Origin of the sequence: Methylomonas sp. MED-D (genome assembly GCF_050276835.1) — a bacterium.
Lineage (GTDB): Bacteria > Pseudomonadota > Gammaproteobacteria > Methylococcales > Methylomonadaceae > Methylomonas > Methylomonas koyamae_A.
Genome location: NZ_CP189965.1, coordinates 4,195,500 through 4,208,727 on the forward strand (window position 1 = coordinate 4,195,500; position 13,228 = coordinate 4,208,727).

Annotated in this window: 16 protein-coding genes; 1 reads left to right on the forward strand and 15 read right to left on the reverse strand. The window is 56.4% G+C overall.

All coding sequences use genetic code 11. The features are described from left to right. Nucleotides 1-14: 14 nt before the first annotated feature. The 15 genes from queC to serA form a co-directional block, all read right to left on the reverse strand. Nucleotides 15-716, reverse strand: coding sequence for a 7-cyano-7-deazaguanine synthase QueC (gene queC, locus ACQE3E_RS18905; protein WP_313730711.1), 702 nt, complete (start codon nucleotides 714-716; stop codon nucleotides 15-17). Continuing rightward, complete coding sequence (gene queE, locus ACQE3E_RS18910; RefSeq protein ID WP_313730710.1) at nucleotides 697-1,356, reverse strand: 7-carboxy-7-deazaguanine synthase QueE; 660 nt, start codon at nucleotides 1,354-1,356, stop codon at nucleotides 697-699. Before queE ends, queC begins: the two co-directional genes overlap by 20 nt. After that, nucleotides 1,353-2,261 (reverse strand): tol-pal system protein YbgF, encoded by a 909-nt coding sequence (ybgF, locus tag ACQE3E_RS18915; protein WP_313730709.1) that lies wholly within the window; start codon nucleotides 2,259-2,261, stop codon nucleotides 1,353-1,355. Before ybgF ends, queE begins: the two co-directional genes overlap by 4 nt. Next, nucleotides 2,258-2,815: a peptidoglycan-associated lipoprotein Pal gene (pal, locus tag ACQE3E_RS18920; protein ID WP_064030719.1), complete on the reverse strand. Its 558-nt coding sequence runs from the start codon at nucleotides 2,813-2,815 to the stop codon at nucleotides 2,258-2,260. The genes ybgF and pal overlap by 4 nt, the downstream gene beginning before the upstream one ends. Before the next feature lie 63 nt (nucleotides 2,816-2,878). Continuing rightward, nucleotides 2,879-4,162: a Tol-Pal system beta propeller repeat protein TolB gene (tolB, locus tag ACQE3E_RS18925; RefSeq protein ID WP_064030720.1), complete on the reverse strand. Its 1,284-nt coding sequence runs from the start codon at nucleotides 4,160-4,162 to the stop codon at nucleotides 2,879-2,881. Between the two features lie 21 nt (nucleotides 4,163-4,183). Next, complete coding sequence (gene tolA / locus ACQE3E_RS18930) at nucleotides 4,184-5,698, reverse strand: cell envelope integrity protein TolA (RefSeq protein ID WP_313730708.1); 1,515 nt, start codon at nucleotides 5,696-5,698, stop codon at nucleotides 4,184-4,186. A 9-nt stretch (nucleotides 5,699-5,707) separates the two neighbouring features. Continuing rightward, the gene (gene tolR / locus ACQE3E_RS18935; protein ID WP_231883721.1) at nucleotides 5,708-6,118 is read right to left on the reverse strand and encodes a protein TolR; all 411 of its coding nucleotides are present in this window, start codon (nucleotides 6,116-6,118) and stop codon (nucleotides 5,708-5,710) included. Between the two features lie 44 nt (nucleotides 6,119-6,162). Next, the gene (gene tolQ / locus ACQE3E_RS18940) at nucleotides 6,163-6,840 is read right to left on the reverse strand and encodes a protein TolQ (RefSeq protein WP_064030723.1); all 678 of its coding nucleotides are present in this window, start codon (nucleotides 6,838-6,840) and stop codon (nucleotides 6,163-6,165) included. After that, on the reverse strand, nucleotides 6,840-7,247 hold the full coding sequence (ybgC, locus tag ACQE3E_RS18945) for a tol-pal system-associated acyl-CoA thioesterase (RefSeq protein ID WP_064030724.1): 408 nt from the start codon (nucleotides 7,245-7,247) through the stop codon (nucleotides 6,840-6,842). The genes tolQ and ybgC overlap by 1 nt, the downstream gene beginning before the upstream one ends. After that, complete coding sequence (gene ruvB, locus ACQE3E_RS18950) at nucleotides 7,244-8,281, reverse strand: Holliday junction branch migration DNA helicase RuvB (protein WP_064030725.1); 1,038 nt, start codon at nucleotides 8,279-8,281, stop codon at nucleotides 7,244-7,246. Before ruvB ends, ybgC begins: the two co-directional genes overlap by 4 nt. After that, nucleotides 8,278-8,877 (reverse strand): Holliday junction branch migration protein RuvA, encoded by a 600-nt coding sequence (gene ruvA, locus ACQE3E_RS18955; RefSeq protein WP_064030726.1) that lies wholly within the window; start codon nucleotides 8,875-8,877, stop codon nucleotides 8,278-8,280. The genes ruvB and ruvA overlap by 4 nt, the downstream gene beginning before the upstream one ends. Then, nucleotides 8,874-9,371 carry a crossover junction endodeoxyribonuclease RuvC gene (gene ruvC / locus ACQE3E_RS18960; protein WP_064030727.1) on the reverse strand — a complete coding sequence of 166 codons (498 nt, stop codon included), beginning with the start codon at nucleotides 9,369-9,371 and terminating at the stop codon, nucleotides 8,874-8,876. The genes ruvA and ruvC overlap by 4 nt, the downstream gene beginning before the upstream one ends. A gap of 30 nt (nucleotides 9,372-9,401) precedes the next feature. Further along, nucleotides 9,402-10,157 (reverse strand): YebC/PmpR family DNA-binding transcriptional regulator, encoded by a 756-nt coding sequence (locus ACQE3E_RS18965; RefSeq protein WP_064030728.1) that lies wholly within the window; start codon nucleotides 10,155-10,157, stop codon nucleotides 9,402-9,404. Between the two features lie 69 nt (nucleotides 10,158-10,226). Beyond that, entirely contained in the window at nucleotides 10,227-10,868 is a 642-nt protein-coding gene (locus ACQE3E_RS18970; RefSeq protein WP_313730705.1) for an HAD-IB family phosphatase, read from the reverse strand. Next, complete coding sequence (gene serA / locus ACQE3E_RS18975) at nucleotides 10,865-12,448, reverse strand: phosphoglycerate dehydrogenase (RefSeq protein WP_064030740.1); 1,584 nt, start codon at nucleotides 12,446-12,448, stop codon at nucleotides 10,865-10,867. The genes ACQE3E_RS18970 and serA overlap by 4 nt, the downstream gene beginning before the upstream one ends. 69 nt (nucleotides 12,449-12,517) lie before the next feature. Here serA and ACQE3E_RS18980 point away from each other — a divergent pair, with 69 nt between their 5' ends. Continuing rightward, the gene (locus ACQE3E_RS18980; RefSeq protein WP_313730704.1) at nucleotides 12,518-13,015 is read left to right on the forward strand and encodes a TlpA disulfide reductase family protein; all 498 of its coding nucleotides are present in this window, start codon (nucleotides 12,518-12,520) and stop codon (nucleotides 13,013-13,015) included. Nucleotides 13,016-13,228: the final 213 nt, after the last annotated feature.

Here is a 13,228-nt window from a genome sequence, read left to right on the forward strand (position 1 = left end):
CGCCGAAGCGCCATCTAACCGCGAACGTAACGGGTGGGATCGGCCACGCCGGCCGCCGCGAATCCGGCCGCCCGCAACCGGCAAGCATCGCACACGCCGCAAGCCCGGCCTTCAACATCGGCGGCATAGCAAGAGACCGTGTCGGCGTAATCAACGCCCAACGCCGAACCTTGCCGAATAATGTCGGCCTTGCTCATCGCCATCAAGGGCGTGTGTATCCGGATTTGCTGGCCTTCGACGCCGGCTTTGGTCGCCAAATTCGCCATGGTCTGAAAGGCTTGGATAAATTCCGGACGGCAATCCGGATAACCGGAGTAATCGACGGCGTTGACGCCGATGAATACGTCGCAGGCGTGCAAAACTTCGGCCCAGCCCAGCGCGTAAGCCAAGAAGATCGTATTCCGAGCTGGCACATAGGTGACGGGTATGCCGGTTTGCGGCGAGGTCGGCACGGCGATCGCGCTGTCGGTCAGCGCCGATCCGCCCATCGCATTCAAACCGAGATTGAAAATCTTATGGTCGGCGACTCGATACCGTTCGGCGATGCGCCGCGCGGCCGCCAATTCGGCATTGTGGCGTTGACCGTAATCAAAACTCAACGCGTGGCAAGCATAGCCCTGCCGAGTAGCCAACGCCAGAACCGTAATCGAGTCCAATCCGCCCGATAACAACACAATGGCGGCTTTGCCCGCCGAATCATTTTCCTCTCGCGTCATCCCAAAGAAATTTATGCAGTTGAATTTGAAAGCGTACCGGCAACTGGTCGGCTAGAATCCGATCAGCCAACTCGCTTGGAGCCATCTGCCCCATCACCGGCGAAAACAGCACTTGGCAGCGTTCGGCCAAACGATGTTCGTTTACTTGTTGCTTAGACCATTGATAGTCGGCCGAGTCGGCAATGACGAATTTGATTTGATCGCGCGGCGTCAGGCAATCGAGGTTCTCGTAGCGGTTGCGCGCCATTTCGCCGGAGGCCGGCGTTTTCAAGTCCATGACCTTGACGATTCGAGCATCGACACCCGAAACATCCAGTGCACCACTGGTTTCCAAGGAAACCTGATAGCCCGAGTCGGCCAACGCACTCAGTAAACTCAAGCAATCGGGCTGCGCCAGCGGCTCGCCGCCGGTCACGGTGACGTAACGGGTCGAATATTCGCGAACCCTTTGCAAAATCGCCGAAATCGGCATTTTCTCGCCGCCGCTGAACGCGTAAGCGGTATCGCAATAAGCGCACCGTAGCGGACAGCCGGTCAGGCGGATAAACACGGTCGGCCAACCGACGCTATCCGCCTCGCCCTGCAGCGAATAAAAGATTTCGGTAATGCGTAACGACGGTTCCGCTAGCTCGTCGGTCATTGCGGCATTTGCGCCAGCTTCTTAGCGGCCAGATGTGCGGCGGTGGTTCCGGGGTAGCTGGTCGTAACCCGGGTCAGATAGTCCTTGGCTTTCGCGGCGTTTTGCAGGTCGAACTCGATGTAACCGAGCTTCAGCAACGCGTCCGGCACCTTGGAGCTATTCGGATACTGACTGACCACTTTGTTGAACGCCGCCTTGGCGGCATCGAATTCGCGGTTGATCTTGTAAGCTTCCGCCAACCAGTACTGCGCGTTGTCGGAAAGTTCGCCGGCCGGATTGGCCGCCAACAGTTCCTGAAACATCTTGATGGCCTGGCTGTTATGGCCGTTCCGCAAAGTTTCGTAGGCTTGCTGATAGCGCTCCTGCTCGCTGCCGCTCGTGGCGGGAGTTGAACTGGCGCTCGCGGCCCCACTGATTGCAGGCTTGACTTCGACGGGCGGGACAGTCGCGGCAACCGGTGCCGGGGCGGCCTGACCCGCTGGCGTCGATACCGGCGATCCGGCAACCGAAGGCGGTGTAGCGCCGGTCTGCGCCGGCGGAACCGCGGATGCCGCCGCCGTACTCGCCGCCCCGGTTTGCGCCGCCGCTGCAGCCGGCGCGCCACCCGCTTGCCCGGCCGCCTGCAACGCCTGCATTCTGTCGTCCAGATCCGAATACATATTGCTTTGCTTGCGCTGCAAGTCGGCGATCGTTTGCGATTGCTCCTCGACCATGCCGCGCAGTTGTTGCACTTCCGATTGCAATTGTTCCAGCCGGCTCAACACTTCGAAGATTGCGTTGTCGGTCGGAGCCTGCACGGCATAGCCGCCCTGCTGCCCGACATCGCCGCCGTTCGCCGGAGCGGCTTGAGCCTGGGCGCCCAGGCCCAAGCCGATACTTGCAATCAGAAGCGCCCGCCGGCTCATTGATAGCCTACTTCAACGCGACGATTTTGTTGCCATGCGGATTCGTCGTGACCGGAAACCGCCGGTTTCTCTTCTCCGTAGCTGACAACTTCCAACTGGCCGGAACCGACCCCTTGGCTACGCATCATCCGTTCGACCGATTTGGCGCGTTGTTCGCCCAATGCGATGTTGTATTCGCTGGAACCGCGTTCGTCGGCATGACCGGCCAAAATTACGTGCTGGTTCGGGTGGGAGGCCAGATAACGAGCGTGAGCGGCGACCACCGGCACATAGTCTTGTTTGACTTGCGCGCTATCCAGTTCGAAATAGATCACTTGCTTGGACAACGGGTTGTTCGGATCGCTGAACTCCGGACCCAGATTCGAACCGGAGTTGAAGCCGTTCCCGGAGCCGAATTGGCTGCCGGACATCGAGCCATCGTTGTAGCCGCTGGTCGACGCGTCGCTACCTTGAGTCGCGTCGCCCAAACCGTTCTCGCTTTCGTCGGTCGAGCTACATCCGCTTGCCAAGACGGCGATCATCGCCAAAGCCAGAGTTTTTTTGCTAAGTGTCATGCTGTTCTCCAAATAAAAAATCAAAGTCGATTAGTGATAGTTTGCAGGCTATCGCTCGGGCGATCAAGGTGCCCAGGCCGGCTCGCGAACCCCGCCGTTCTCGAAGGCCAATTTCTGCTGCATCGCACCATCGGTGGATACGACGGACAGCGCCGACTTGCCGCCGCGCGTCGCCGCGAACAAGACCATGCTGCCGTTGGGCGCGAAGCTCGGCGACTCGTCCAAGCGGCCTTCGGTCAGCACGTTGACGGTCCGAGAGGCCATATCCATCACCGCGATCCGGTAATCGCCGCCGCTACCGGTCACCATCGCCAAACTGCGACCATCGGCCGAGAAGCGGCCGCGAGCGTTGTAATCACCCTGGAAGGTCAGGCGACTGGCTTTACCGCCGGACGCCGGCATGATGTAAAGCTGCGGTTTACCGCCTTGGTCGGACGTGAACACGATCGAACTACCATCCGGCGACCAAGTCGGTTCGGTATCGATCGACAATCCCGAGGTCATCCGGGTCAAACTCCGGCCGGACAGATTCAGCACGTAGATGTCGGGACTACCGTCCTTGGACAGCGTAATCGCCAAGCGGCTGCCGTCGGGTGAAAACGCCGGCGCGCCGTTGATACCCGGATAGGACGACACGCTCTCGCGCTGACCGGTAGCCAAAGTTTGTATAAAAATTTCCGAGCGCTTGGTGTGGAACGATACGTAAGCGATCTTGCTGCCGTCCGGCGACCAGGCCGGCGCCATGATCGGCTCCGGCGACTCGGCGATCGTGCGCGGATTGTAGCCGTCGGCGTCGGCCACTTGCAGCATGTATTGCTTGCCGTTGCCGCGCGCCACGCTGGTCACGTACGCGATTCGAGTATTGAACGCGCCCTTGCGCCCGGTCAACTTCTCGTAGATCAAGTCGCTGATATGGTGGGCGGCGCGGCGCAATTCGTTGGCGCCGGCGGTTAGCCGGTAACCCATCAACAATTGGCCGTTATGGACATTAAACAAATGGAACTGAATGTTAAAGCTGCCGCCGTTGCCGACGACCTGACCGATGACGACGTAGTCCTGGCCTAATACCTGCCAATCCTTGAAATTGACGCGTTCTGGCTCGGTCGGCTTGGTCAACATATCGTCTTCGGACAGCGTTTTGAAAAAACCGCTGCCGCCCAAGTCGGCGCTAACCACATCCGACAACTTTACATTGCCAACGGCGCCTTGCTGACCGAACGGCACGATGGCGATGGGCACCGCGGTTTGCGAGCCCTTGGTGATTTCTATTGTCAAACCGGCGGCCTGAGCGACGGAAAGTATCGAAGCCAACAGGCCGACGACTAATATTCGGGGGATTAACATCATTTTCTAGGGTTCCGTTACGGGTTATTCCGGCTTAAACACAAAGGTAAATACTCTAAATTCCTGATTGAACAGATTCCTGTCCTGCGGGACCGGCAATGGCGACGCTTTTCTAACGGCGTTTTCGGCTGAACGATCGAAAATCGGATCGCCGCTGCTGCTAACGACCACCGCATCCATGACATCGCCGCTAGCCAGCAATTTTACCTGAATTGTACATTTCAAGCCCTGCGTCGCGCTGATTGGCCGAGTCCAAGCGCCCTCGACCTTACGGGCGATCGCGTCCTTGGCGGCCGAGCTGGCTTGCTTATCCGACTCGGCTTTCGCGGCCGCCGCGGCAGCGGCTTCAGCCGCCTTGCGTTCCTGTTCGGCTTTTTCGGCGGCGGCAATCGCGGCTTGGCGCTCTTGTTCGGCCTTGGCCTTGGCTGCAGCCTCGGCGGCCAAGCGCTCTTTTTCAGCCTTTTCCGCTTTTTCGGCCGCCAACTTGGCCTGACGGTCTTTTTCGGCTTTGGCTTTAGCCTCGGCTTCCGCCGCCAAGCGCTCCTTCTCGGCTTTTTCGGCGGCGAGCTTTGCTTGGCGGTCTTTTTCGGCTTTCTCGGCAGCCAGTTGTTTTTCCCTTTCAACTTTGGCCCGCGCTTCGGCTTCGGCGGCTTGCTTGGCTTTTTCCGCGTTCAGCGCGGCCTGCCGGTCTTTCTCAACCTTGGCCCTTTCCGCCGCCAGTTGTTGCTCTCGTTCGGCCTTGGCTTTGGCTTCCGCCTGTTTTAACTGTTCCTGCCGCTTCGCTTCCTCGGCTTTTTGTTCCTGTAGCTTTTTTTGCTGCTCCAGTACTTTTTGCTCCTGCAGCTTCTTCTCTTGCTCCAGTTTCTTGCTTTCGGCTTCTTGTTGTTGCTTGAGCTTGGCCTCTTCCGCCAGTTTTTGTTCCTTGAGCTTGGCTTCGCGCTCCGCTTCCTGCTGCTTCTGCTTTTCCAGCTGTTTGAGTTTTTCGACTTCCCGTTGCTTTTCCAGCGCCGCTTGCTTTTCCAAGGCCGCTTGCTTTTCCGCGATTTCCCGTTGCTTCTCCAGTTCGGCCTGTTTCTGCTTCTCGGCGGCTTCCTTGGCTTTTTTCTCTTCCAGAGTTCGCCGTTCCTTGGCCTCCTCTAGCTTTTTTTCCTCTTCCTTGCGCTTGACTGCCAGTTGTTCCTGCCGCTTTTGCTCTTCCAAAGCCTCTTGCTTTCGGCGCTCCGCCGCTTCTTGAATTTTCTGTTCTTCCAGCACTCGCTGTTTTTTGGCTTGCTGTAAGGCCTGTTCTTCGGCTTTCCGGGCATTTTCCAGTTGTTGTTGGTGCTCGACCTCGGCTTGATGCTTATTGGCTTCGTTTTGTTTCAAGCGCTCGGCTTCGGCATCGATTTCGGCGCCGTCTAGGATCGTGGCTTCGATAACTTCAGCCGGCGGCGCGGTCCGAGCGGTATCGCTGTCGGTCAGGAAGCTGATACTGAACAGCAACACGATCAATATATGTAAAGCGACCGCCAGGACAAACGAGGGTTTGAAATTTCTCATGCGCTATCGTTATTTACTCTCGGGCGGGGGCGAGGTCATCAAACCAACCTTGGGGGCGCCGGTCTTTTTCAATTCCACCATCACTTTAACGATACTGCCGTAATCCACTTCGTGGTCGCCGCGCACGTAAAGCTGGGCTTTCGGATTGTTTTTGAACACGGCGGCAACCCGAGTCTTGACGGTATCGACATCGACCGGCGTATCGGCCTCTTCGTCGCCATTGCCGATATCGACGTAAAGACTGCCATCCTTCTTGATCGACACGATGACCGGGACTTGATCCTGTAGATCGACCGACTCGGCTTCCGCTTGTGGCAGCTCGACATCGACGCCGGTCTGGACCAGCGGCGCGGTAATCATGAAGATCATCAACAAAACGAAGGTGACGTCGATGTAAGGCACGACGTTGATTTCGGCCATGACGCCGCGTTTTTTCCGCGATCTGCGATTGCTGCCACCGACGTTCATTTGCTGTGCGCCTGTCTTTGCAAAAGGACCACGAATTCGTCAACGAACAACTCGTAGCGACCGGCCAAGCGATCCAATCGAGTCGAGAAACGGTTGTAGGCGATCACCGCCGGAATCGCCGCGAACAAGCCGATCGCCGTGGCAATCAAAGCCTCGGAAATACCCGGTGCGACGTTGGATAAAGTGGCATTCTTGATTTCGCCCAGTGCCCGAAACGAGTTCATGATGCCCCAAACCGTGCCGAACAGACCGATATACGGACTGGTCGAACCGACGGTAGCCAGAAACGGCAAGGTCTCATCCAGCCGATCCAGTTCGCGCGAAAGTTCGATGCGCATCGCCCGTTGCGCGCTTTCCACTTGTACCGACGGCTCGACGTCGCCTTTCTGGCGCATCCGCGCGAATTCGCGATAGCCCGCCAAAAAGATTTTTTCGATGCCTTCCGGCTCGAAACGGTCGCTGGACATTTTTTTATACAGTTCGGCCAGACCGACTCCGGACCAGAATTCGTCCTCGAAATCGTCGGTAATCTCGATCGCCTGCTTCAACTCCTTGCGTTTGGAGAAGATGAAAGTCCATGAAGCAACCGACGCCGACAGCAAAATGAACATGACGAACTGAACGACAAAACTGGCTTCTTTAACCAGCGTCAGGATGGATAAATCGGTATTCATCAGTTTAGGGTTTCCAAAATGGCAAGGGGAATCGGTTTAGGTTTCATCGTTTGCGCGTCGAGACAGGCAATGCGAATCTCGCCGCTGGCTAATTGGTCTTGGCCGCGCATCAGGGTTTGAGCAAAGGTCAGATTGGTTTTTTGATGCTCGACGACCGAGGCGGTGGCCTGCAGCAAATCGTTAAAGCGAGCCGGTTTCAGGTAATCGACCCTCACCGAACGGACCACGAAAATCAGATTTTGTTCGCGTAACAGTTGGTCTTGCTCGAAGCCGCGATCGCGCAACATTTCGGTGCGGGCGCGCTCGAAAAACTTCAGGTAATTGGCGTAAAACACGACGCCCCCGGCATCGGTATCCTCGTAGTAGACGCGGACCGGCCAACTGAATGCGCTATTTGACAAGGTCATAAACTAAAGATGTCGTCGCTGCCCGGTTCTTGGTTGGGCGCCGGCAAACCGAAGTGACTGTAAGCTTTATGCGTGACTACCCGCCCTCGGGGCGTCCGCATGATAAATCCCTGCTGTAACAAATAAGGTTCCAATACATCTTCGACGGTGCCGCGCTCCTCGCTGATGGCCGCCGCCAAGGTATCCAACCCGACCGGCCCGCCCTGAAAGTGTTCAATCATCGCTAAAAGCAATTTACGATCCAACATGTCGAAACCGTGTTGGTCGATTTTCAACATCGCCAAGGCCCGCTGGGCAATATCCCGATTGACGACCCCGTTTCCCATTACCTCGGCAAAATCGCGTACCCGTCTCAAGAGACGATTGGCGATTCTGGGCGTACCGCGCGAGCGGCACGCGATCTCGTCGGCACCCCCGCTGTCCATGCCGATGCCCAGCATTGCCGCGGAACGCGTCACGATACTGGCCAGTTCCTCGATGCTGTAAAACTCCAGGCGTTGCACGATCCCGAAACGGTCTCTGAGCGGCGAAGTCAGCAATCCGGCCCGCGTTGTCGCGCCGATCAGCGTGAACGGCGGCAAGTCCAGCTTTATCGACCGGGCGGCCGGACCTTCGCCTATTATAATATCAATTTGGTAGTCTTCCATAGCCGGATACAGCACCTCTTCGACCGCCGGACTCAAGCGATGGATCTCGTCTATGAACAATACGTCGTGCGCTTGCAGATTGGTCAGCAAGGCCGCCAAATCGCCGGCTTTGTCGAGCACCGGCCCGGATGTCTGCCGAATGCTGACATTCATTTCGGCGGCGACGATATTCGCCAGCGTGGTTTTTCCCAAACCCGGCGGCCCGAAAATCAGTACATGATCCAAAGCCTCGGCACGACTAACCGCCGCCTGGATGAAAATCTCCATTTGTTGGCGCAATTCGGTTTGCCCAACGTAATCCTTCAATCGGCGCGGTCGGATGGCCCGATCTTGACGCTCTTCGTCGCCGCTGCCGCTGGCGCTGATCAGCCGGTCGCTCTCTATCATTTAACGGCTCCGCGCAAGGCCTGGCGAATGATGTCCTCGCAGCTTTTATCGTCTTCGGCCACCGCTCGGACCATTTTTTCGGCTTCCGACGACTTATAGCCGAGCGCGCAGAGAGCGCTGACGGCCTCTTGCCTAGCTCCGGCCGGCATGCGTGCCGCCGCTTGCTGGGTCGTCCGCGACGCGGGCTCACCGATGTCCGGTAGCCGGCCGCGCATTTCGATAATCAGTCGCTCCGCCGTTTTCTGGCCGACGCCTGGCAAACGCACCAAACTCTTGGCGTCGTTATCGTCGACACAACGGTAGAACTCGTCGATGCTTTGGCCAGACAATATCGTCAATGCCAATTTAGGCCCTACGCCGTTGACTTTAATCAGGGTTTTGAACAGCAAACGCTCGTTTTCGGTCGCGAAGCCGAACAGAATATGCGCGTCCTCGCGCACCACTAGGTGGGTATGTAAACGCACCTCCTCGCCCAAAGCCGGCAAATCGTAAAACGTGGTCATCGGCGCCTCGACTTCGTAGCCGACGCCTTGCACGTCCAAAACCAATTGCGGCGGCGCCTTGTGGATTAATTTACCGCGCAGAAATCCGATCATGCGCCGGCCCTCGCCAAACGCAAAGCGGTTTCTCGATAATGGCTGTGGCACAACGCTATCGCCAACGCGTCGCTGGCGTCGATTTGCATCTCGCCTTGGATTCCCAGCAGTATTTTGACCATGTGCTGAACCTGAGTCTTGTCGGCATTGCCCTTGCCGACCAGAGCTTGTTTGACTTGGCGGGCGGCGTATTCGTGTACCGGCAAATCCAGGTTCATCGCCGCGCAAATTGCCGCTCCGCGCGCTTGCCCAAGCTTCAAGGCCGAATCGGCGTTCTTATGCATGAAAACTTGTTCGATGCCCATCTGCTGTGGCTGATAAAGCGCGACGATTTCACTGACTCCGTCGAAAATCTGCTTCAACCGGCTCGGAAAGTCGTTGGGAAGCACGCGGATGCAGCCACTGGCAATATAGCGAACACCGCGCGGTGTGGTCTCTATCACACCGTAACCGGTGATCCGGGAGCCGGGATCTATGCCGAGTATCCTGATCAATAGCGGGCCAGGGAACGGGTTAAAAAGAACTTAATCATTGCCGAGCGACATCATGATGTCGTCGCTGATATCGGCATTGGTATAAACGTCTTGTACGTCGTCCAGATCTTCAAGACGATCGATTAATTTAAGCATTTTCTCGGCCGCTTCACTGTCCAGATCGGTTTTGACATCGGCGTGCATGGTCACTTCGGAATTTTCCGCCACCAAGCCCACCGCCGCCAACGCTTCCTTGACGTTCAAGTAATCGTCGGGCGCGGTAAAGACGTCTATCGAACCATCGTCGTTGGTTACAACGTCTTCCGCGCCGGCTTCCATCGCGGCTTCCATCACCGCATCCTCGTCGACCTCGCTCGAAAAACCGATGATCCCCACTTTGCGGAACATATAAGCCACGGAGCCGTCGGTACCCAGATTGCCGCCGTGTTTGGAGAAGGCATGCCGCACATCGGCGACGGTACGGTTGCGGTTGTCGGTCAGACAGTTAACCATTACCGCCGTGCCGCCCGGACCGTAGCCTTCGTAGCGCACTTCTTCGTAAACCACGCCATCCAAAGCACCGGTGGCTTTTTTGATCGTATTGTCGATGGTGTCGCGCTTCATGTTGGCGCCCAAGGCCTTGTCGATCGCGGTACGCAAGCTAGGATTATTGGCCGGATCGCCACCACCGGAGCTTTTGGCCGCGACGGTGATTTCCCGAATGAGCTTGGTAAAAATCTTACCGCGCTTGGCGTCTTGAGCGCCTTTGCGGTGTTTGATGTTTGCCCACTTACTGTGCCCAGCCATGCTATCCCTCTGAAACCTATAAAAAACCGAGAATTCTACCACCCTAGCGCCCGCTAATCGACCCTAGCCTTACAGCAAATAAGGCAAAACGGCCATCAGCGACGGTTCGATAACATAACAATCCGCCTCGGCCTCGACCATAGGGCGCCGCACGACCCCGCCGAAACCCACCATATAAGCGCCGGCCTGTTTTGCTTCCAGATCGGTTTTTCCGTCACCGACCATCGCCAGCGCGGCGTGGCGCATTCGTAGCCTGCGACAAATTCTGGCTTTCCCGCCGCTAACCGCCAGCGGCGAATGCACCGCAAATCCGAGATACTGACCGACAGCGTCGAATTCGACGTCAACCGCATGTACATTGGCCTCGGGTATCCCCAAGTAGTCCGCCAACGGCAAAATCGCTTGGCGCAAACCGCCGCTGATGATGTGTATTTCCTTGCCATGCGCCAACAGCGAATCCACGGTTTCCTTGACGCCGTCGACGATTTCATCGAGATACAATTGTGCCAACCAAGCAATCGCCGCCCTGTCCGGCCGAATTAATTCCAAGCGCTTGGCATACACCTCTTCCAGGGGTAACTCGCCATTCATCGCCGCGTCGGTTAGCGCCGCCACTTGCTCGAACAAGCCGTTGCGCCTAGCCAACTCGTCGATTCCCTCGACTCTGCTCAAAGTACTATCGCAGTCGAAACAGATAACATCAAACTTCATAACACGATTTGCCTTGCCGTTTGTACCGCGGGCACGTCGCAAACGGCCTGCAGCAATTGTGGATTTAACGGATTGGATACGCTGATCGCCATCATCGCCGATTGCTGGCGATCGGCATTGCTGACCTGCATCCGAGTGATATTGATGCCGGCCCCGCCCAATATCGAGCTAATAGCGGCAATCACCCCCGGCCGGTCGTGATGACGAGTAATCAGCAGCACGCCTTCCGGGACCACTTCAATTTCGAAATGATTCATACTGACCAACCGCGGATGCTGATCTCCAAGCAATGTTCCCGCCAAAATCACTGAATGATCACCGCAATGACCGGTAATCCGAATCAACGATTGGTATCCTTCCGATAATTCACTTTGAGACTCGAGCAAAACAATGCCTTGCCGCTTGGCGATCCGTTCGACATTGACCCGGTTCACCGGTGACGACAATTGCCCGGCCAACAAGCCGATCAGTGCTTCGGCGGAAATCGGCCGAACCTTGGCATACGCGGCCTTACCAAACAACGCCACTTCCAAGCGCTCGATCGGCTGATCGAGCAACTCGGCCAGCACCTTCCCGAGTATATTAGCCAAGCGCATAAAGGGTTGAGCCAAATTCAACTCCTCACTGGACACTCTGTCCAGATTCAGCGCATTGATGGCTTCGCCGGTTTGTAAATATTGGGTCACTTGCCTAGCGATTTCAACACTGACCGCTGTTTGCGCTTCCTTAGTCGAGGCCCCGAGATGCGGGGTAAAAACGACGTTATCCAATTCAAACAAAGGATGTTGTTGCGGCGGTTCTTGCTCGAAAACATCCAACGCCGCGCCCGCCAATCTTCCGGAATGCAACGCTTGAAACAGCGCCTGTTCATCGACTAGCCCGCCCCGCGCGCAATTGATCAAACGCGCACTTTTTTTCATCGCCGCAAATTGATCGGGCCCGAGCACATGGCGCGTTTTTTCTAGCAAGGGACAATGCAGGGTCAAGTAGTCGGCTTGCCGAACCAAACTATCGAAATCCATCATCTCGACGCCGTACTTGCTGAAAATTTCAGGCGCCACGAACGGATCGTGGGCAATGACCCGCATCCCTAATCCATGCCCCCGTAGTGCGACTATGCGTCCTATCGTGCCAAAACCGAGAATGGCAAGCGTCTTATGTGCGATCTCGCTCCCCATTAACTTAGACCTTTCCCATTTCCCGGCACGCACCGATTGATTGGCGGCCGGCAAATTCCGACTGAGCGAAAGCATGTGCGCAATGGCAAGCTCCGCGGTTGTCGTGGCGTTGGCATCGGGGGTATTCATAACGATAATGCCGCGCTCGGTCGCGGCATTGAGGTCGACGTTATCGACGCCGATACCGGCGCGACCGATAATTTTTAAATTTTTCGCGGCGGCAAGTACTTTAGCGCTGACCTGGGTCTCGCTACGAATCAGTAGCGCATCGTAATCCGCAATCAATTCACAAAGCTCGTCCTCGGTCAATCCGGTTTGAATTCGAAGCTGCAAACCCGGTTGAGCCGTCAGAAAGTTAATACCTTCTTCGGCCAATCTGTCCGAAACCAAGACTTTTTTCATCGTTCCCACCGCAATGCCAAGCATAACGGGCATTCTAGCAGCTTTGCTATAATCGCCGGACCGCCCCGATTGAAAAAACCCATGACACTGAAGACCGCGCTGTTCGCTTTGCTGCTATTTGGCGGTGCCGCCGGAATTTTCCAGCTCGTCGACCAAACACCGCTCGCGCCCGACCACACTTTTACCTCGCTAAACGGCGAGCAAATTTCGTTGCGGCAATTGCGTGGCTCACCGGTATTGGTCACGTTTTGGGCGACGGACTGCGCCAGCTGCCTTTCTGAAATCCCCACCTTGATCAATTGGCATCATCGATTTGCCAACCGTGGCTTGAAAATTATCGCGGTAGCGATGTATTACGATCCCCCGAATCGGGTATTAGAACTAACGAGAGAGCGAAAGCTACCCTACGACGTTGTGTTGGATGTCGACGGCAGCGGCGCTGCTGATTTCGGTAACGTAAACTTAACCCCGACGACATTCCTAATCGACAGCACGGGGAAATTAATTCTGCATCAAGTTGGAATGGGTGACTTAGTCGAGTTGGAAGCTCGCATTTCAACGTTGTGAGTAAGCGCCCTTTAAACCACGCGATTGACTTTTCGGACAAAGCGATAGCGACATCGGCAGTCTCGCCGGTACCCGACGATTAATGGCCGGGATAATCGCCTATTGCGCTCCGTCATAGGTATCCACCTCGTTATCAGTGAACACTATCTCCGCTTGTTTCGATCTGCGGATATAGACGCGGTTAATAAACCGCTTACTTTAAAACCTACGAGT

Bases quoted from the DNA above. Each gene is read 5' to 3' on its own strand.
- pal (WP_064030719.1), bottom strand. From the start codon at position 2,815: ATGACACTTAGCAAAAAAACTCTGGCTTTGGCGATGATCGCCGTCTTG.
- ybgC (WP_064030724.1), bottom strand. From the start codon at position 7,247: ATGACCTTGTCAAATAGCGCATTCAGTTGGCCGGTCCGCGTCTACTAC.
- ybgF (WP_313730709.1), bottom strand. From the start codon at position 2,261: ATGAGCCGGCGGGCGCTTCTGATTGCAAGTATCGGCTTGGGCCTGGGC.
- ruvA (WP_064030726.1), bottom strand. From the start codon at position 8,877: ATGATCGGATTTCTGCGCGGTAAATTAATCCACAAGGCGCCGCCGCAA.
- tolA (WP_313730708.1), bottom strand. From the start codon at position 5,698: ATGAGAAATTTCAAACCCTCGTTTGTCCTGGCGGTCGCTTTACATATA.
- tolR (WP_231883721.1), bottom strand. From the start codon at position 6,118: ATGGCCGAAATCAACGTCGTGCCTTACATCGACGTCACCTTCGTTTTG.
- ACQE3E_RS18965 (WP_064030728.1), bottom strand. From the start codon at position 10,157: ATGGCTGGGCACAGTAAGTGGGCAAACATCAAACACCGCAAAGGCGCT.
- ACQE3E_RS18970 (WP_313730705.1), bottom strand. From the start codon at position 10,868: ATGAAGTTTGATGTTATCTGTTTCGACTGCGATAGTACTTTGAGCAGA.
- tolQ (WP_064030723.1), bottom strand. From the start codon at position 6,840: ATGAATACCGATTTATCCATCCTGACGCTGGTTAAAGAAGCCAGTTTT.
- queC (WP_313730711.1), bottom strand. From the start codon at position 716: ATGACGCGAGAGGAAAATGATTCGGCGGGCAAAGCCGCCATTGTGTTG.
- ruvB (WP_064030725.1), bottom strand. From the start codon at position 8,281: ATGATAGAGAGCGACCGGCTGATCAGCGCCAGCGGCAGCGGCGACGAA.
- tolB (WP_064030720.1), bottom strand. From the start codon at position 4,162: ATGATGTTAATCCCCCGAATATTAGTCGTCGGCCTGTTGGCTTCGATA.
- queE (WP_313730710.1), bottom strand. From the start codon at position 1,356: ATGACCGACGAGCTAGCGGAACCGTCGTTACGCATTACCGAAATCTTT.
- serA (WP_064030740.1), bottom strand. From the start codon at position 12,448: ATGAAAAAAGTCTTGGTTTCGGACAGATTGGCCGAAGAAGGTATTAAC.